The sequence below is a fragment of the Streptomyces wuyuanensis genome (genome assembly GCF_900103455.1).
In the GTDB taxonomy this organism is placed as follows: Bacteria; Actinomycetota; Actinomycetes; order Streptomycetales; family Streptomycetaceae; genus Streptomyces; species Streptomyces wuyuanensis.
The window spans coordinates 156,762-175,811 of sequence record NZ_FNHI01000001.1; the positions used below are offsets into that span (position 1 = coordinate 156,762).

The 19,050-nt window shown below is 70.9% G+C and carries 14 protein-coding genes and 1 pseudogene; 9 read left to right on the forward strand and 6 right to left on the reverse strand.

Annotation, left to right across the window (positions count from 1 at the left end; translation table 11 throughout):
- Positions 1 to 23: 23 nt before the first annotated feature.
- The gene (locus BLT82_RS00645) at positions 24 to 815 is read right to left on the reverse strand and encodes a sigma 54 modulation/S30EA ribosomal C-terminal domain-containing protein (protein ID WP_167745927.1); all 792 of its coding nucleotides are present in this window, start codon (positions 813 to 815) and stop codon (positions 24 to 26) included.
- 533 nt (positions 816 to 1,348) lie between these two features.
- On the opposite strand from BLT82_RS00645, the gene BLT82_RS00650 reads away from it, so the two are divergent.
- Positions 1,349 to 3,748, forward strand: coding sequence for a phosphoketolase family protein (locus tag BLT82_RS00650; protein ID WP_093651776.1), 2,400 nt, complete (start codon positions 1,349 to 1,351; stop codon positions 3,746 to 3,748).
- A 416-nt stretch (positions 3,749 to 4,164) separates the two neighbouring features.
- Here BLT82_RS00650 and BLT82_RS37545 read toward each other — a convergent pair whose 3' ends face one another.
- The 3 genes and pseudogenes from BLT82_RS37545 to BLT82_RS37675 form a co-directional block, all read right to left on the reverse strand.
- Positions 4,165 to 4,305 (reverse strand): hypothetical protein, encoded by a 141-nt coding sequence (locus tag BLT82_RS37545; protein WP_208867620.1) that lies wholly within the window; start codon positions 4,303 to 4,305, stop codon positions 4,165 to 4,167.
- A gap of 91 nt (positions 4,306 to 4,396) precedes the next feature.
- The gene (locus tag BLT82_RS00655; RefSeq protein WP_244291767.1) at positions 4,397 to 5,089 is read right to left on the reverse strand and encodes a CBS domain-containing protein; all 693 of its coding nucleotides are present in this window, start codon (positions 5,087 to 5,089) and stop codon (positions 4,397 to 4,399) included.
- A gap of 129 nt (positions 5,090 to 5,218) precedes the next feature.
- A pseudogene (locus tag BLT82_RS37675) lies at positions 5,219 to 5,528 on the reverse strand (zinc-binding dehydrogenase); the annotation flags it as partial.
- A gap of 256 nt (positions 5,529 to 5,784) precedes the next feature.
- On the opposite strand from BLT82_RS37675, the gene gap reads away from it, so the two are divergent.
- The 4 genes from gap (at position 5,785) to BLT82_RS00680 (ending at position 12,019) form a co-directional block, all read left to right on the forward strand.
- Positions 5,785 to 6,813, forward strand: coding sequence for a type I glyceraldehyde-3-phosphate dehydrogenase (gap, locus tag BLT82_RS00665; RefSeq protein WP_093651778.1), 1,029 nt, complete (start codon positions 5,785 to 5,787; stop codon positions 6,811 to 6,813).
- Positions 6,814 to 6,854: 41 nt separating this feature from the next.
- Positions 6,855 to 7,415 carry an Rv1733c family protein gene (locus tag BLT82_RS00670; RefSeq protein ID WP_143041461.1) on the forward strand — a complete coding sequence of 187 codons (561 nt, stop codon included), beginning with the start codon at positions 6,855 to 6,857 and terminating at the stop codon, positions 7,413 to 7,415.
- Between the two features lie 151 nt (positions 7,416 to 7,566).
- The gene (gene adhE / locus BLT82_RS00675; RefSeq protein WP_093651780.1) at positions 7,567 to 10,227 is read left to right on the forward strand and encodes a bifunctional acetaldehyde-CoA/alcohol dehydrogenase; all 2,661 of its coding nucleotides are present in this window, start codon (positions 7,567 to 7,569) and stop codon (positions 10,225 to 10,227) included.
- A 94-nt stretch (positions 10,228 to 10,321) separates the two neighbouring features.
- On the forward strand, positions 10,322 to 12,019 hold the full coding sequence (locus BLT82_RS00680) for a sensor histidine kinase (RefSeq protein WP_404202738.1): 1,698 nt from the start codon (positions 10,322 to 10,324) through the stop codon (positions 12,017 to 12,019).
- Between the two features lie 178 nt (positions 12,020 to 12,197).
- On the opposite strand, the gene BLT82_RS00685 is transcribed toward BLT82_RS00680, so the two are convergent.
- A complete protein-coding gene (locus BLT82_RS00685) occupies positions 12,198 to 12,662 on the reverse strand; it encodes a pyridoxamine 5'-phosphate oxidase family protein (protein WP_093652196.1) in 465 nt (154 codons plus the stop codon).
- 368 nt (positions 12,663 to 13,030) lie between these two features.
- Between BLT82_RS00685 and BLT82_RS00690 the strand changes: the two genes are divergently transcribed.
- Positions 13,031 to 13,756, forward strand: coding sequence for a response regulator (locus tag BLT82_RS00690; RefSeq protein ID WP_093651781.1), 726 nt, complete (start codon positions 13,031 to 13,033; stop codon positions 13,754 to 13,756).
- Between the two features lie 412 nt (positions 13,757 to 14,168).
- On the opposite strand, the gene BLT82_RS00695 is transcribed toward BLT82_RS00690, so the two are convergent.
- Positions 14,169 to 15,038: a universal stress protein gene (locus BLT82_RS00695; protein WP_093652197.1), complete on the reverse strand. Its 870-nt coding sequence runs from the start codon at positions 15,036 to 15,038 to the stop codon at positions 14,169 to 14,171.
- A 349-nt stretch (positions 15,039 to 15,387) separates the two neighbouring features.
- On the opposite strand from BLT82_RS00695, the gene BLT82_RS00700 reads away from it, so the two are divergent.
- From BLT82_RS00700 to BLT82_RS00710, 3 genes are all read left to right on the forward strand, one after another.
- On the forward strand, positions 15,388 to 16,257 hold the full coding sequence (locus BLT82_RS00700) for a universal stress protein (RefSeq protein WP_093651782.1): 870 nt from the start codon (positions 15,388 to 15,390) through the stop codon (positions 16,255 to 16,257).
- Between the two features lie 552 nt (positions 16,258 to 16,809).
- Positions 16,810 to 17,793: a pyruvate formate lyase family protein gene (locus BLT82_RS38765; RefSeq protein ID WP_404202741.1), complete on the forward strand. Its 984-nt coding sequence runs from the start codon at positions 16,810 to 16,812 to the stop codon at positions 17,791 to 17,793.
- Positions 17,794 to 18,313: 520 nt separating this feature from the next.
- Entirely contained in the window at positions 18,314 to 18,943 is a 630-nt protein-coding gene (locus tag BLT82_RS00710; RefSeq protein ID WP_208867663.1) for a DoxX family membrane protein, read from the forward strand.
- The last annotated feature ends 107 nt before the right edge of the window (positions 18,944 to 19,050 follow it).

The window sequence follows — 19,050 nt, forward strand, 5'->3', positions numbered from 1 at the left end:
ATGCTTCCGGCCCGGGGTGAGTTCTACCGGGCCGGGGCGATCAGCCCGTAATGGCCGTCGTAGCGGTGGTAGAGCACGCTGCCCCGGCCGGTGGCCGTGTCGTGGAAGAAGACGAACGGCAGCCCGGTGAGGTTCAGCCGCTGAACGGCCTCGGGCACCGTGCTCGTGGGCACGGGAGCCGTGCTCACGCTCAGCAGCCCCTCGGTCTCCCGCTCCTGGCCCACGGGCCCCAGCGATGCCAGGCGGTGGCGGCCTGTGCGGACGTCGCGGTAGACCACGCTGTCATACGCGGAGGCCAGGTCCGTGAAGACCCAGAAGTCGTAGTCCATCGACTCCAGGTCGATCACGGCGTCCTCGGGTGTCTGCCGGGTCGGGCCGAACGACTTGTATCGCTCGACGCGGCGTTCCTCGGCCGGGAGGTGTTGACGGTGCGGACGGTGTTCGTGGCCCGCGCTGTCCCACCACGCCTCCTGGACGGTGCCGGACAGACCGCGCGGCCCGTGTCGCCGTGCCCGGGCCAGCCGCGCGGTCAGACGCTCCTGCAGCAGGTCGACCGCCTCGAACATGGTGCTCGCGGCCACGTGGGCACGTACCGGCCGGCCGTTCACATCGACCACGGCCTGGGCCGCGGCGGGACGAGCCGCCGAACCATTGGCTGCCTGGGTGAGCTTCACCTGGGCGGCCGGCACCGGTTCGCTGACGTGGTCGAGGGTCGCGAGCACCTTCTCCCGTGCGTAGGCGTCCGCACCTCGGGGCACCTGTCCTCGGCTGCGGACCTGGACGTCGACCGCCTGGCTGGTCTTGAGACCGCTCATGGGAACTCCTCCTTGATCGCCCTCAGCCTGTCTGGCGCCGACCGACGTCGGCAGAGCCGACCGGGCCGCCGCCGCAGTGCGACCGGTCCTCCGCATCGCCTGTCCGTCCGGGACGTACGGGCGCCTGAAAAGGCCATTCGGCCCAGGGCTCGTGAGCCAGGGCCCAATCCCAGGGACAAGTACAGAGCAGGCAGGTGGCCGTCGTCTGCGGCACCGGGAGAACCGCTACGACCGCGCGTCCGACGACGTCGAACGCGTGACGGGCGTCGCCGCCCGGTGCCGCCCCCTGCTCTGCCGGGACAGAGCAGGGGCGGGCTGCTGAAGTGGCCCATCCGGCCCTTACTGCGCGGTCTTTGCTGTGTCAGCGTCTGAGGCGGCGGGTGCACTTCCGACCATCGGGTCGGTGGACTTGCGGGAGGTCCCATGCCCCCCGGGCGCTGCTGAGAGGGTTCGCATTCCTGCGACGCGGGGCGTCGCACGCTACGGCTACGCCGGCCCGGCTCCCGCCCGCGACCACACACGACGGAGGAAGCATGCGCAAGGACGAGCGTCCGGACGGCTTACCGCTGACCGACGAGGAGCTCGGAGCGCTGGATGCGCACTGGAGGGCCGCCAACTACCTGTCGGCGGGCCAGATCTACTTGATGGACAACCCTCTGCTGAAGAAGCCGCTGGAACCGGTGCACGTCAAACCGCGGCTGCTCGGCCACTGGGGCACCTCCCCGGGTCTCAACCTCGTGCACACCCACCTCAACCGGATCATCAAGCGGCACGGCATCGACGCACTCTGCGTCTGGGGTCCCGGACACGGCGGGCCGGCCGTTCTCGCCAACTCCTGGCTGGAGGGCAGCTACAGCGAGGTCTACCCGGACGTGAGCCGTGACGAGGACGGCATGGCGCGGCTGTTCCGGCAGTTCTCCTTCCCTGGTGGAGTGCCGAGCCATGTGGCGCCCGAAACCCCCGGCTCGATTCACGAGGGCGGCGAATTGGGCTACTCCCTGTCGCACGCCTACGGCGCCGCCCTGGACAACCCGGACCTGCTGGTGGCGTGCGTCATCGGCGACGGCGAGGCGGAGACGGGACCGCTCGCCGCCTCCTGGCACTCCGACAAGTTTCTCGACCCCGTCCACGACGGAGCGGTCCTGCCCATCGTCCACCTCAACGGATACAAGATCGCGAACCCCACCGTGCTTGCGCGGATGCCGGAGACGGAGCTCGACGAGCTGCTGCGCGGCTACGGCCACGATCCCCTGCACGTAACCGGAGATGACCCGCACCAAGTCCACCAGGCCATGGCCGCCGCGATGGACACCGCCCTCGACCACATCCGGCACATCCAGCAGCAAGCCCGAAACGGCGCCCCCGCCGGACGGCCGCGCTGGCCGGTGATCGTCCTGCGCACGCCCAAGGGCTGGACCGGCCCCGCCGAGGTCGACGGCGTGCCCGTCGAGGGCACCTGGCGCTCCCACCAGGTACCCCTGGCGCAGGTCCGCGACAACGACGACCACCGGGCCCAACTGGAAGCGTGGCTGCACTCGTACCGTCCCGAGGAGCTCTTCGACGAGACCGGCCGGCCGAGCCCCCAGGTGCTGGAATGCGTGCCGGAGGGCGAACGGAGGCTCGGCGCGACACGCCACGCCAACGGCGGCCTGCTCCTGCGGGACCTGCCCCTGCCTCCGCTCGAACGCTTCGCCGTCCCCGTGGACCGGCCCGGCGCGACCCGCCACGAGCCGACCGGGGTACTCGGACTGCTCCTCGAAAGCGTCATGGCATCCACCGGCGAGCGCCGCGACTTCCGCCTCGTCGGCCCCGACGAGACCGCCTCGAACCGCCTCCAGTCCGTGTACGAGGCGAGCGGCAAGGCATGGCAGGACCCGGTCCTGGACACTGATGAGCATCTCGACCGGCACGGCCGGGTGATGGAGATCCTCTCCGAGCACACCTGCCAGGGCTGGCTGGAGGGCTACCTGCTGACGGGCCGACACGGGCTGTTCTCCTGTTACGAAGCCTTTGTCCACATCGTCGACTCCATGGTCAACCAGCACATCAAATGGCTCAAGACCTCACGCGCCCTGCACTGGCGCGCACCCATCGCCTCCCTCAACTACCTGCTGACGTCCCACGTGTGGCGCCAGGACCACAACGGCTTCTCCCACCAGGACCCCGGCTTCGTCGACCACGTCCTGAACAAGAGCCCCGAGGTCGTCCGCGTCTACCTGCCCCCGGACGCCAACACCCTGCTGTCCGTCGCCGACCACGCGTTGCGCAGCCGTGACCACGTGAACGTGATCGTGGCCGGCAAGCAGCCGTGCTTCGACTGGCTCTCCCTGGAGGAGGCCCGCGCGCACTGCGCCCGCGGCGCCGGCGTGTGGGAATGGGCAGGCAGCGAGAACGGCACGCGCGAGCCCGAGGTCGTCCTTGCCTGCGCCGGCGACGTACCCACCCAGGAGACCCTCGCGGCGGCCGGCCTCCTGCGGCGCCATCTGCCCCAGCTCGCCGTACGCGTGGTGAACGTCGTCGACATGACCCGGCTCATGCCCCACGAGGAACACCCACACGGCATGACCGACCTGGAATACGACGCCCTGTTCACCCGCGACAAGCCGGTGATCTTCGCCTACCACGGCTACCCCTGGCTCGTGCACCGCCTCGCCTACCGCCGCGCCGGACACCCGAACCTCCACGTACGCGGCTACAAGGAGATGGGCACCACGACGACCCCCTTCGACATGGTCGTACGCAACGACCTCGACCGCTACCGCCTCGTGATGGACGTGATCGACCGCGTGCCCGGCCTCGCCGTACGGGCCGTGGGCGTACGGCAGGCCATGGCGGACGCCCGCGTCCGCCACCACGCCTGGATCCGCGAACACGGCACCGACATGCCCGAAGTCACCGACTGGACCTGGAGCAACGACCGGCACCCGGCCTGATCCCACCGTCCACACGCTGTGACCCTGGACGTCTCGGGCAGGCCGCCGCAGCACCCCGGCGCGGCTCCGCCCGACCCGCAGAACCGCTCAGGGGCGGGAGTCGAGCCCGCGCTCGCCGATCACGTCAGCCTCCCCTGTAGAGAGGGAGGCGACCGCGACGCCGCCTTGCCTGCCGGCTGCCCAGCAGACCCGCCGCCAGGCGCTGGGCACCCGGCGGCGGGTGCCACCGCTCGTGCAGTGCCTTCCGGCGGCCGCGCGGGACCAACGCCCCGGCACCCCCCACTCGGCTCCCGGCATTTTCAAGGACATGGCGCCTACCGCGTGCCCGCAGCCACACCAGGCCGTCCTGCTCGCCGCACGCACTCGCCGCACGCCCCAGGGCCCACCGCCTGGTGCCTTTCGGCGAGAGCTGCACATCACCTGATGAGGTGTGACGTGTGGCGCACCAGCGGCCTGAGCCGGGTACGAGCTTCGGTGATCGGCAGGGGTGGGCGGTCAGGGGTGCGGGCGGTCACGGGGGTGGCGTCGAAGCGGTGGACGAGTTCGGGGCTGTTCACGGGGACGGGCGATGATCGGCAACGCGCCTTCTTGCATGGCCAGTGGCTCAGCATCCAGGCACTTCCCCCAGCATTTCGGAAGGCCCAACTGCTATACCTCGCTTGGCCGTACAGGCGAGGCGTATCGCCGGTCGGCCGCCAGCCGGTTGACCACGCCGACGACGCCGTCGACCCGCCATGCGGCCCGGATCAGCGCCACGGTGTTGATCTCGGGTCCGGCGGCGCCCTCGATGGTGACGACCCCCTCCCGGACATCGATGTGGAGTTTGCCGGCGTCGTCAGCGGGACTGTGGAGGCGGACAGCGCCGGCTACGTCTTCGCGGATCTCCTCGTCGGTGCGCAGGAAGACGCGCAGGAGGTCGCGGCGTGTGGTGATGCCGATGAGACGGTCTTCCTCGTCCACCACAGGCAGCCGGTCGATGCGGCGGCGTTCCATGATGCGCGCCGCGTCGACCACGCGCTGCTCGGGATGCACGGTGACCGCGGGACTCGACATCAGCCCGCGGGCCGTCAGGGCGGCTGTGGCGGTGGGGTGAGCGTGGGCGATCCGCCTCAGGGCTCCCAGCACGCGGTCCCGGCCGGACCCGGTCCGGCCGTGAGCCGCCTGTCGCCGGGTCAGGTCGGTCTGGGAGACAACGCCCATGACCTTGTCGTCGTCGTCCACCACCGGCAGACCGCTGATGTGGTGGGACGTGAGCAGGCGAGCCAGCTCCTTCAAGGAGGTGTCGGGGTGTGCCTGGACCACTTCGCTCGTCATCACTTCGCCCACAGTCCGGTGCTTCACCACGGTCTCATCTCCATTCGCTTGAACAGCTCTTGGCCGCTGCCCACGGCACCACCGTCGTCCCCAGCCCAAAGGGAATGTGTCTTGGGGGCGCCGAGGTGGCTGCATCCCCTCGCGGAGGCTGGGCGCTTACAAGTCGAAGACAACGCGGGCCTGACATGGCCCTGAAGGACCCGGATTGCACTCGTCGACGGACGACAGCGGCCGGGTCTCGTGGACCACGCCGGTACGTCCGGCGGCGTGCATCCGGCACACTTCGGCCAGGTCTTGCCGGGTGCCGACGATCGAGCCGATGACGGACGTCCCGCCGAGCACGGTCGAGAAAGCCGGCACCCGGACGATGCCCTCCGGGAAGAGCCACCATGACCAGCTTGCCGCCACGCCGGAGACCGGCCAGGGCCGTCGCCAGGGTCTCCTCGTTCACCGTTAGCGCCAGGGCGTCTTCATCACTGCTTCCTTCATCGCCCGCTCCTCCTGCTGTCGTTGCCACCAGCCTGGGCCGCGGTGGGGAGGGCGAACAGAACCGGTCAGGACCTGTACCGCGGGCCCTTCGGCCCGTGATCCGTCGGGCCACTCGGCGTGCGGGAGATGAGGGCCCAATGGCACTGGGACAGCCCCGATCGACCCCTGCCGCGGGGCAGGCGGGGGCCCGCACGCTGGTGCCTGCATCGGAACCCCTCGGGAGGGCGGCGGAGATGACCGTACGCATAGCAATCAACGGCTTCGGGCGCATCGGGCGCAACTACCTGCGCTGTGTCATGGAACGCGCGGAGGCGGCAAGCGGCACCCCGGTGGAGGTGGTGGCCGTCAACGACCTCGCCTCGCCGCAGGTGCTGGCGCATCTGCTCACCTACGACTCCACCTACGGCCGGCTGGGCCGCACCGTCGAGCACGACGACGCATCGATCACGGTGGACGGGCACCGCATCACCATCACCTCCGAGCGCGACCCGGCCGACCTGCGCTGGGGGGCCCTGGGGGTGGACGTGGTCATCGATGCCACCGGCCGCTTCCGCACCCCGGAGGACGCCGGCAGGCACCTGAAGGCGGGAGCGCGCAAGGTCCTGCTGTCGGTGCCGGGCAGGGGCGTGGACGCCACCATCGTCATGGGTGTCAACGAGTACACCTACGACCCGCAGCTCGACCACGTGATCTCCAACGCCTCCTGCACCACCAACTGCGTGGCCCCGATGGTGAAGGTCCTCAACGCGCGCTTCGGGATCGTCAAGGGCCTGATGACCACCATCCACGGCTACACCAACGACCAGGTCGTGCTCGACGGCCCGCACAAGGACCTGCGCCGGGGCCGCACGGCAGCCGTCAACATCATCCCGACCAGCACCGGCGCCGCCCGGGCCGTAGGCCTGGTTCTGCCCGAGCTGGCGGGCACCCTGGACGGCATCGCCGTGCGCGTGCCGGTCGAGGACGGCTCCCTGACCGACCTCAGCCTTGTCCTCGAACAGCCGGTGACCGGGCAGGACATCAACGACGCGTTCCGCGAGGCCGCCGATGGGCCCCTGAAGGGCATCCTGCGCGTAAGCGGGGCCCCGATCGTCTCGCGCGACATCGTCGGCGACCCCGCCTCGTGCATCGTGGACGCCCCGCTGACACAGGCGCACGGGAACCTGGTCAAGGTGTTCGGCTGGTACGACAACGAGTGGGGCTACACCAACCGTCTCGTCGACCTGACCCAGCACGTCGCGGCCCTTCTCGGCGCCCGATGAACACCGGGCACCCGGCTGGCCGGGAGGAGGAAGGTGCCACGGTGCGCGTCAGGAGGGTGCGGCTGTGGCGGTGGCGCCGTAATGCGCTGCGTCATCGTTACCACGCGGTGGAGGGCTGGATCCTCTTGGTCCTGGGCGTGGTCGGGTTCATCGGTGCGCCGCTGGGCGGCGCGGTGGCTTGGGAGGCCGTGCTGGAGGGGCGGGCTCAGCAGCGGACCGAGCGCCACCTCACCGATGCGGTGCTGGTGGAGGATCCCGCCCCCGCGGCCACGGGCAGTACACGCACCCGGGCCACCGCCCGGTGGACCGCGCCCGACGGCACCACGCACACGGGCCGGGTGCCGTTCGGAAGCCACCCGGAGCGCGGAGGGCGTGTCCCGGTGTGGACGGACAAGGACGGGGCGATGACCTCCGCGCCGCTGGGGCCGGCCGCGGCGCGGTTCGATGCCGCGGTAGCCGCACTCGCCGTCACGGTGAGCCTCGGTTTCCTGGTGCTCGCCGTATACCAGCCCGTGCGACGGCATGGCGAACGGCGCTTCACTGCGCAGTGGGGCAGGGAATGGGCCCGAGTCGCCCACGAGTGGGACCGCAAGAACGCCTGACCAAGAGCTACGGAGACCATCGGGCACCTCCCCGGGACCTTCGGGACCTTCGGGACCTTCGGACAGGGGCATCTCCGGCGCAAGGCTGTAGCTGACACGACGAGCGGCCACCCCATGACCGGCCGATCCATCCGCATCCAGGGAGCCATCCATGACTCAGGTGACCAGTGACCACCGCGACACCTCCGACGGGGGCGTCCCCTCCGACGCGCGGATCGCCGTGAACCGACTCGTCGACAACGCTTCCAAGGCGCTCGCCGACTTCGATTCCCTCACGCAGGAGCAGGTCGACCACATCGTCGCCAAGGCGTCCGTCGCCGCTTTGGACCAGCACACCGCCCTGGCACGCCTGGCGGTGGAGGAGACCGGTCGCGGGGTGTTCGAGGACAAGGCGGCGAAGAACATGTTCGCCTGCGAGCACGTCACCCACAGCATGTCCCGGACCAAGACGGTCGGCGTCATCGCGTGCGACGACATCGAGGGCATCATCGAGATCGCCGAACCGGTCGGCGTGCTCTGCGCGATCACCCCTGTCACCAATCCGACGTCCACCACCGTCTTCAAGGCGCTGCTGGCGCTGAAGACGCGTAATCCGGTCGTCTTCGCCTTCCACCCCGCCGCGCAAACGTGCAGCGCCGAGGCCGCCCGCATCGTGCGGGACGCGGCCGTCGCCGCCGGCGCCCCCGAGCATTGCGTGCAGTGGATCGAGACACCCTCGATCGAGGCCACCGGCCTGCTCATGCGCCACCCGGGCGTGGCTCTGATCCTCGCGACCGGCGGCAACAGCATGGTCAAGGCCGCCTACTCGGCCGGCAAGCCCGCCGTCGGCGTCGGCGCCGGCAACGTCCCCGCCTACGTGCACCACAGCGCCGATCTGCACCGGGCGGTCAACGACCTGGTGCTGTCCAAGTCCTTCGACAACGGCATGATCTGCGCCTCCGAACAGGCCGTCATCCTCGACACCAGCATCTACGACGAGGCCCTGGCCGAGTTCCGGCGCCTGCACGCCTACGTCGCGACGGCCGAGGAGAAGCGGAAGCTGGAGACCTACCTCTTCCCGCCGGACCCGGCCGGTCGGCAAGGCCGCGTGAATCCGGCGGCCGTGGGCCAGAGCCCCGACTGGATCGCCGAGCGGGCAGGGTTCGCGATCCCCGCCGAGACGTCGCTCATCCTGGCCGAAGCGAGCCGCGTCGGGCCCGACGAGCCGCTCACCCGGGAGAAGCTCTGCCCGGTCCTCACCGTCCTGCGGGCCGACTCGACCGAGGAGGGCTTCGACCTCGCGGCCGATATGGTCGCCTTCCACGGCCAGGGGCACAGCGCGGTGATCCACACCGGGGACCCGGCCCTCGCCGAGCGCTACGGCCGCCGCATGAAGACCGTGCGGGTCATCGTCAACTCGCCGTCCTCACAGGGCGCGATCGGCGGCATCTACAACCGTCTGCTTCCCTCCCTCACCCTGGGCTGCGGCTCCTGGGGCAGCACGTCGGTCTACGACAACGTCTCCGCCGCCCAGTTGCTCAACATAAAGCGCGTCACCACCCGGCAGAACAACCTGCAGTGGTTCAAGGTGCCGCCAAAGATCTACTTCGAGCCCCAGGCAATCCGCTACCTCGCCTCGATGCCCGAGGTGCACCGCGTCACCGTCGTCACCGACGCCACCATGACCCGGCTCGGCTACGTCGACCGCGTCAGCCGCGTCCTGCAACAGCGGGAACACCCCGTGACCATACAGATCATCGACGATGTCGAACCGGAGCCCAGCATCGCCTCCGTGCAGCGCGGCGCCGCCCTCATGCGCGACTTCCGCCCGGACACCATCATCGCCCTGGGCGGCGGATCGCCCATGGACGCGGCGAAGGTGATGTGGCTGCTGTACGAGCAGCCGGACGTCGACTTCGCCGACATGCGGCAGAAGTTCTCCGACATCCGCAAGCGCGCCTTCCGCTTCCCCGTCATCGGTGAGCGGGCCCGCTTGGTATGCGTGCCCACCACCTCGGGCACCGGCGCGGAAGTCACACCCTTCGCGGTGATCTCCGACCCGGCTACCGGCATGAAGTACCCGCTCGCCGACTACGCCCTCACGCCGAGCGTGGCCATCGTCGACCCCGTACTGACCGCCGACCTGCCCTCCCCGCTCGCCGCCGACAGCGGCTTCGACGCCCTCACCCACGCCACCGAGGCGTACGTGTCGGTCTACGCCAATGACTTCACCGACGGTCTGGCGCTGCACGCCGTCAAGCTGATCTTCGAAAACCTCGAGGGCGCGGTCACCGGTCAGGGCGCACAGCGGACCCTGGCCCGGGAGAAGATGCACAACGCGGGCACCATCGCCGGCATGGCCTTCGGCAACGCCTTCCTCGGCATCGTCCACGCCATGTCCCACACGCTGGGCGCCACCTTCCACATCGCCCACGGCCGGACCAACGCGATCCTCCTGCCGCACGTGATCCGCTACAACGGCCGCGTTCCCGCCAAGTTGACGGGCTGGCCCAAGTACGAGAGCTACCGGGCCCCCGAACGCTTCCAGGACGTCGCCCGCGCACTGGGCCTGGCCGCCTCCACCCCCGCCGAAGGCGTCGCCTCCTACGCGGCCGCCGTGGAGCGCTTGCGCGACGCGGTCGGTATCGCGCCGTCCTTCCGAGCCCTGGGCATCGACGAGACGGCATTCATCGGCGCCCTGCCTCAGCAGGCGCTGAACGCCTACGAGGACCAGTGCGCCCCGGCCAACCCGCGCATGCCGATGCTCGACGACATGGAGGACATCATGCGCGCCGCGTACTACGCCGGGCCCCGGCCGCTGCCCTTGATCTGACCCTCCGGCCACCCGCACGGCCGATAGGCTGTCCCGGCACGGGCGGGTGATCGACGGAGGAGGCCCGGTGGTTGTGGAGGAGCCGCTGCCGCGGATGCCTCAGATGCGGCTCGATGAGCTGCTGGAGGAACTGCAGGCGCGTATCAACGCCGCCCGCGGCACCCGGGACCGGGTGCACAGCCTGCTGGAGGCGGTCGTCTCGGTGGGCCGCGAACTGGACCTTGCGCAGGTGCTGCGGCGGATCGTGGAAGCCGCCGCGCTGCTGGTCGATGCCCAGTACGCGGCGCTCGGAGTGATCGGCCCCGACGGCCGGAGCCTGTCGCAGTTCCTCACCGTCGGCCTGACAGAGGAGGAGATCGCCAGGATCGGGCCCCTGCCGGCCGGGCACGGCATCCTCGGAGAGCTCATCCGCAACCCCGAACCGCTCCGCCTGACCGACCTCGGCGCCCATGAGGCGTCCTACGGCTTCCCCTCCGACCACCCGCCGATGCGGACGTTCCTCGGCGTGCCCATCCGCGTCCGCGACGAGGTCTTCGGCAACCTCTACCTGACCGATAAGCACGGGGGCATGGACTTCGACGCCGAGGACGAGTCGGTGATCTCCACGCTGTCCGTCGCCGCCGGGGTCGCCATCGACAACGCCCGGCTCTACGAAGCCTCGCAGCGCCAGCACCGCTGGCTGCAGGCGAACGCGGAGATCACCAATAGCCTGCTCTCGGGCAGCCCGCGCCTGGAGGTCCTGGAGCTGATCGCCCGCCGAGCCCGGGAGATCACGGAGTCAACGCTCGCCGACGTGTCCGTGCCCGTGGCCGGGACGGACGACCTCGTCGTCGAGCTGGCCATCGGTGCCGACGACGACACCCGCCGCGGCCTGGTGGTACCGGTCGAAGGCACCCTTTCCGGCGCCGTCTACCAGGCCGGTGCACCCGTGACCACCGCCGGCCTCGCCGAGGACGACCGGTACAGCGCCGGGCCCGGCCACTTCGACGGCCTGGGCCCGGCGGTCGCCGTCCCCCTGGGCACAGCCGCCAAGGACACCCGGGGAGTGCTGCTGCTGGCCCGCCACCAAGGAGAGCCGGTCTTCACCGAAGCCGAACTGGAGCCGCTGCTGGCCTTCGCCGGACAGGCCGCGCTCGCCCTCGAACTGGCCGAACGCCGCAGCGACGCCGAGCAGCTCGCGATCCTGGAGGACCGCGACCGCATCGCCCGGGACCTGCACGACCTCGCCATCCAGCGCCTGTTCGCGACCGGCATGACGTTGCAGAGCGCCGCACGTCTCGTGCAGCACGAGGGCGCCGCCGAACGGGTCTCGCGCGCCGTCGGAGACCTCGACGAGACCATCAAGATCATCCGTTCCACCATCTTCGGCCTGCGCGCCCGCGAGGAGGACACGGGACCGAGCCTGCGGGCACGCATAGCCCGCACCGTGGGCGAGACGGCGACCGCGCTCGGGTTCCCGCCCCGCCTGAGCATGGAGGGCCTGCTGGACACGGACGTACCGCCGCAGGTGGCCGATCACGTAACGGCAGCCCTGACCGAAATGCTCAGCAACGCCGCCCGCCACGCACACGCCACCCGGGTGGAGATCGCCCTGCAAGCCACCTCCGACGAAGTCGTCCTCACCGTGACGGACAACGGCACAGGCATTCCCACCGACGGCCGGCGCAGCGGCCTGAACAACCTGGAAGAGCGGGCCCGCAGAGTGGGCGGTTCCGTGGAGATCGGGCGCCCGGACGAGGGCGGCAGCCGGCTGGTGTGGCGCGCGCCTCTCGCCTCCGGCCGTGGCGATTGATCGCCGGCTTCCCGGCAAGCGCACGTCCGATCCTTCCGGTGCAGGCCGGGGACGGTGGCGCGTCTGCCGCCCCACCCGACGTTCTGAGGGCCGCCGTGGAACAGGTGCGCGCAGTCGCGGTGACAGCGGCATTTGCCGTCGCAGGGCTCGGTCGTCATCCGGTGCGACCGGCAGGCCCCTACGCGGTGACCTGCAAGCCCGTCACCAGGTCCGGCCTGATGCGCAACGCGGCATTCATGGCGGGGTGTTGAACCCACGGGCGCAGACGGGCGGCGAAGCGTGCGAGTTCCCTCTCGTCGGTGACCCGGTGGGCGTATCCGGTGACCACCACGCTCCAGCCGATGTGCGTCTCGAGGTCGATGACGTCAGCCTCGTAGGCCACCACGACACCTGTGGCCTGAGCCGGCGTCACGATGGAGGCGAGCGTGGCGCCGTCGTGCAGCTGGACGATGATGTCCTCGCCGTCCATGAGGTGGTTCACCGGGCGGACGGCCGGCAGGGCCTGATGCGTGAAGACGATGCGCCCGAGCGAGATGCTGCCGAGCAGCCGCAGGCCCTCGACACGGCCGAGCTGTTCCGTCCGCCGGGGCGCCACCGCCTCACGGTGGTCGCCCACCGCGGTGTGCGTGGCTTCGTCCTTCATCGTGCCCACTTTCTGCTCCAGCTCGGCCCTGGACGACTTCGCTGCCTCCGGCCAGCGTCTCCCGTTACACGCTGCCTCAGTAGGGCCGAACGGACCTTTCAGCCGTGCCGGTCCGCCATCGCCGCAGGCCTCGTCGTTGCAGCGGGAACGAAGGGCCGAACAACGGGGGCGCCGACGGGTGCCGTTCAACCGGCTCGTGATCGTCGTCCACAGGAGGTGCACGGGGCTTTGCGGCATCGGGTACCGGCAATTGCCGGGCCTGGGCCGGGGTATGAGGGCCATCCGGCCCTGGGCGATGGTCCCGCTCGCGCGACACGATGCCCAAGGAGCCCCTCGGGGCGGAGAATTCGGCGAACACGGAGTGTGCGATGACAGACAGCAGCGGCGGGCTCACCGAGAAGGAACCGGTCAGGGTCTTCCTTCTCGACGACCATGAGGTGGTGCGTCGCGGTGTGCACGATCTGCTGGACGCCGAGCCCGACCTGACCGTGGTCGGAGAGGCCGGTACGGCCGAGCAGGCACTGGTGCGGGTGCCTGCACTGCGCCCGCAGGTCGCTGTCCTCGACGTGCGTCTGCCGGACGGGGACGGCGTGAGCGTGTGCCGGGAACTGCGCTCGCGCATGCCCGACCTGGCCTGTCTGATGCTGACCTCGTTCGACGACGAGGAGGCGCTGCTCGACGCGATCATGGCCGGCGCATCCGGTTACGTCCTCAAGCAGATCACCGGCACGGACCTGGTCACCGCCGTACGCACGGTCGCCTCGGGCCAGTCCATGCTCGACCCCGGCGCCACGGCACGGGTGATGGCCCGGCTGCGTGGCGGATCACCCCAGGAGGAGCAGCGCCAGGAGCTGCCCGGATTGACCGAGCGGGAGCGGGAGATCCTGGCTCTGGTGGGAGAAGGGCTGACGAACCGGGAGATCGGCAAGCGCCTGTACCTGGCGGAGAAGACCGTCAAGAACAACATCTCGCGGCTGCTCGCCAAGTTGGGTGTCGAACGCCGGGTGCAGGCCGCCGTCATCGCTGCCCAGGCACTGGCTGCCCAGAAGGCCCCGGGTGGTTCGGCAGGGCGGGAAGGCCGCCCGCGAGGCTGAACGCCGGTCCCGTACGCGGATGCGTACCGACGAGACGGCCCCTGCTCTGTGCCGCGCCGGAGCCGAGCAGGGGACCGCTGTCGGCATCCCCGGCCTACGAAGAGCACGACGGGCGCGGCCGCCGAACCCTTACGCGTTTTCACATCCGGCGACGTCCGGCCACCCGTCATGGATGTCGTTCCGAGGCGGGTTCGGAAGTCTCTTGCCGCGCCGTCGCATGATTGACGTCAGCGAGTCGCTGATGTCGACCAGCCAACTTGGCAGCCGTCAGCATCATGCGGAATCCGGTGGAATGAATCGCGTTCCCATGGGTGGGCAGGACGCCTTGCGATCCGGCCGCTTGGCGGTCCCGGCGGTGTCGTCTTCATGGCGGGGGCCGGCCATGTGCTCAGCCCCCGCCACCGGGAGATGGTCAGTCGTGCGGAACGACAGCGACGGGGCAGGGCGCATGGTGCAAGGCGGCGTGGGCGACCGATCCGATGCGGGGACCGACGGGCGCGCGACGTGTCCGTCGGCCGACCACGAGAAGCTGCGCGTTTGACACGGCCGACAGCAGTACCTGTCCCGCGCTGCCGATCTCGACGTGCTCGGTCACGGGGACGTCGGGGAACCGCTCCCGCCACGGGGCAAGGGCCTCCGCCAGCGCCTTCTTCTCGAAGGGCTCCAGCCCGCCCGCCTCGTCCGCCAGGCGCATCGAGCCGGGGCTGTAGGCGAAGATCGGCGGCAGGGCCCAGGCCCGTACCGCACGCACGGCCGCGCCGCGTACGGCCGCCTCCTCGAAGGCGAAACCGAGCACCGCGTCGCTGTCCTCCGGCGTGCCCTGCTGGCCCACGACGATCTCGCCGCCCTGCACGTGCTTCTGCTCGTCACGGGCGCGCACGGAGATGACGGGCCGTTTCGCGGCGGCGATCACCTGCTGACCGTAGGAGCCGAGGAGGAAGCCGACGAACGCCCCGTGCCCCCGCGAACCCAGCACCAGCATCTCGGACGCTTCGGCCTCCCTCAGCAGAGCGGCGACCGCGGTGTCCTGGACCACTTCGGCGGTGACCGTGAGAGCCGGGTGACGGCCGGCGACGTGTGTCTCGGCTTCGCGGAGCACCGTGTGGGCGGACTCGGCCTGCGTCTCCCTGTCCTGGACGACCGGGACGTCCAGCGGCTGCCAGAGCCAGGCGTGCACGATACGCAGCGGCATCCCGCGCAGTTCGGCTTCGCGTGCCGCCCAGCCGGCCGCTGCCAGGCTCTCCGCGGAACCGTCCACTCCTACGGTGATGGCGCTGGTCATGAGGGTGCCTCCATACGGTTCGACGGGCACGCCGTTGCGGCCGCCCTTCCTGTCCTCAGCATCCGTGAGGCGGCGGCGTTCCGCGGAGGGCCCAACGGCCCTGTCTCCCGGCCGTTCGGTCACGGCGGCAGGGCCGTCCAGCCGGTGATGCGCGGCCGCGAGGTCCACTGGCCCACGACAGGGACCTCCGGCCCCCTGCGCGAACCACCCGGGCCGACCACTGTGGAGGGGCAGGCCCTCCCCGCAGGGCGCCCCGGAGTGCCGGACGGCCAACTCCCTTGAGGGCCCGTGCAGGTCGCCCACGTACGCCGCATCCGGCCCTGCCGGACGCCAGACTTACGGAGTCCCCATGTCCCGCACCGTCACCGTCGGCCTCGACGGATCCCAGGAGAGCCTCACCGCCACACAGTGGGCCGCCCAGGAGGCACTGCGCCGCGCGGTGCCGCTGCGGCTGCTCCGGGCATGGAGCAGTGACGCGGACCCGCGCACTCGTCTGGTCGATGCGGAGACGGCACGCGGATGGGGCGAGCGCACGCTCGCCACCGCCGAAAGGCGGCTGCGGCGCCGCCACCCGGGCCTGGACGTCGAGACGAAGTGGGTGGCCGGCGACCCGGTGGAGGTGCTGTGCGCCGCTGCCGACGAAGCGGAATTGCTGGTGCTCGGCTCCCGCGGTCTGGGCGGCCTGGCCGGCTTCCTCGCAGGGTCGGTCTCCTTGGCCGTGCTCGCCCGCACGCGGCGACCTGTCGTGCTCGTTCGCCCGCACGATTCCCTGGAGCCCGAGCAGGATCGTACGGGGGATGTGGTGGTCGGTCTGGACGTGTCCGCCTCCAGTGACGCGGTGCTCGCCTTCGCCTTCGGCGCGGCCGACCGATACGGCTGCGGCCTGCGGGTGGTGCACAGCTGGGCCGTCCCCGCGCTCTACGGACCCGACATGGGCGGCGTACTGCCGCTGCTCATGACGGAGGTCGCCGAAGACGCACGACGGGCGCTCGACGAGGCGCTGGCCCCCTGGACCGAGAAGTTCCCGGGCGTAGTGGTGGTGCGCGACTGCCGCCAGGGTCGGCCGGCACAGGACCTGATAGAGCTGTCGCACGACGCCCGGCTCGTCGTCGTCGGCCGCAGGGTCCGGCGCGCGCGGATCGGCACCCACATCGGGGCCGTCACCCACGCGGTCCTGCACCACTGCCTGGCCCCGGTCGCGGTCGTCCCGCACGACTGAACGGGCCCGACGGCCGAGCGGGCACGCCGACGCTGCCCGCCGGTGCGGCATCTGCCCAGGGCAGGTGGGGCAGCCGAGCCGCCCACGCGGGTACCCCCCGGCCTTCTTTCAGCGGCGACGACGAAAGGCGCCGCATGGCCCGTGAGGGTGGGCGGAAGGCCCCTCGTGCCACTGGGACCACCGGCCCTGTTCACCCGGAACGCCAAGCCCGGTCAGCGGCCGCGCGCCCTGTGAGGCCCCGGGGCCGGTGGCAGGGGAGCGACGAACATCGAAGGTGAGGCCGGGCCCTCGCCCGCCTCGCCGGCCGACGTCCCTTGGAGTTGACGACATGACCGTGACCGTGCAGCCTTCCGCCGCCACCCGACCCACCGACTCCGCGTGGCGCGCTTTTACCGGTGGGCAGTGGCAGCAGGCGTCGACGTGCGGGCTTTCATCCAGGCGAACTACACGCCGTACGAGGGTGACGCCGCGTTCCTGGCGGGTCCCACCGACCGCACCCTGGCCGTGTGGCAGGCCGTCGCCGCCCTCTTCCCCGAGGAGCGCCGCAAGGGCGTGCTCGACGTCGACACCGCGACGCCCTCCACCATCACCTCCCACGCCCCCGGCTACATCGCCGAGTTGGCGGCCGCCTACGACCGGATGCTGGGCTGGCTCGCCGCGACGTACGTCAGCGCCCTGAACGTCATCCACTACATGCACGACAAGTACGCCTACGAGCGCATCGAGATGGCACTGCACGACCACCCGGTCCACCGCACCATGGCCTGCGGCATCGGCGGCCTGTCGGTCGCCGCCGACAGCCTCTCGGCCGTCAGGCACGCCCGCGTGCACGTCGTTCGGGGCGCCACCGGCATCGCCGTCGACCACCAGGTCCACGGCGACTACCCGGCCTACGGCAACGACGACGACCGCGCCGACGGCATCGCCGTCGACCTGGTCCGCTCCTTCATGGCCAAGGTGCGCCGGCACTCCACCTACCGCACCGCCGAGCACACCCAGTCGGTGCTCGACCTGGCCGGCGGAGGAGTAGTCACCGGGGGCGAGCCCCTGCTCCAGTCCGCCTTCACCGCCGAAGTGCTGCACCGGTGCAAGGAACTCGGCCTGCACACCGCCCTGGACACCTCCGGCGCGCTCGGCCCCCGGGCCGACGACGCGCTGCTTGCCGACACCGATCTGGTCCTGCTCGACATCAAGTCCTTCGACGCCGCCGTCTACCGCCGCCTGACAGGCGGCCATCTGGCCCCGACACTCGACTTCGCCACCCGCTTGAACCGACTGGGCGTCCCCGCTCGGATCCGCTACGTCCTTGTCCCCGGCCGGACCGACGAGCCCGCGGCCATCGACAGCCTGGCCGGCTTCCTGACGAAGTTGGACAACATCGACCGGGTCGACGTCCTCCCCTTCCACAAACTCGGCGCACCCAAGTACGGCACGCTCGGCACCCCCTTCCCCCTCCGGGACAACCCCGTACCGGACGGTGCCCTGGTCGACCGCGTGCGCGACCAGTTCCGCGCCCACGGCCTCCGAGCACTGTGAGGCACTGTCACTCCTTGGCCGTCGGTCACCGAACCAGCGGGCCTGCGCCGCGGACCCGATGACGCACGCGGCGATCCATCGTGGGCGGCCCTGGGCCATGCGGTCATCACGGGGACCCGACCGCCGGGGCCGGAAGTCGTACGGGTCCGGGTGCCGCCTGACGCCAACGCCCTGCTGTCCTGGGCCGGCCACGCCTGCTCGACCCGAAAACGTCAACGTCATCTGCGCGGGGAAGCAACCCTGCCTCGGTTGGCCGGTGAGGGAGCAGGCCAAGGCACACTGCGCGCGTGGTGCCGGCATCCGGGGACCTGAGGTGGTACCGAGACGGCGCTGGTGAACCAGACGTCGTGTTCGTCCACGCGGGCGACGTATCCCCCCCCCAGAAGGTCCGAACGTCCCGCTCACCACGGGCTGTTCAGCCCATGGTCGTGGACCATTGGCGCCCGGCGCGGCCCGGCGCCGGCCGGGAGAGTCGGTGGTGTCAGGAACCGAACGGAACGTCCTCGAAGGGATCATCACCATGGCCGTGCACCAGCACCCGAACCCGAAGGCCGGATACCACCTGCCGTTCAAGCGCCGGAACCAGGCCGCCTCCGCCCCGGAGTCCGCAGCGCCTGCGCGCATCGACACGGACACCGCACGGGCCTACGTCTTCTCCTCGGTCCGCGTGCTGATGGGATTCGTCTTCCTGTGGGCCTTCCTCGACAAGACCTTCGGACTGGGCTACGCCACCCAGTCCGGCAAGGGCTGGATCGACGGTGGCTCGCCCACCGAGGGGTTCCTCGGTCACGTCGCCGTCGGACCGATGGAATCCGCCTTCCACTCCTGGGCCGGCGCCGCCTGGGCGGACTGGCTGTTCATGCTCGGTCTGCTCGGCATCGGCCTCGCCCTGACCGCCGGGGTGGCGCTGCGCCTGACGGCCCTCGCGGGCACCGTGATGATGGCGCTGATGTGGGTGGCCGAGTGGCCACCCGCGCAGCACCTGTCCGACGGCTCACGGAGCATGTCGACGAACCCGTTCATCGACTACCACCTCGTCTACGCGGTGGTGCTCATCGCCCTCGCCGCCGCCTCCGCCGGCGACGCCCTGGGCCTGGGGCGGCCGTGGGCCAGGCTCCCCTTCGTCCGCGACCACAGATGGCTGCGCTGAACGCCGCCTGCGCGGTGGGCCCGCTGACGGGCCCACCGCGCCGGTTCGCCAAGAGGGCCCAACGGTCCCCGCCCGGGACCAGCGGTCCCTGCCCCGGACGGCCACCG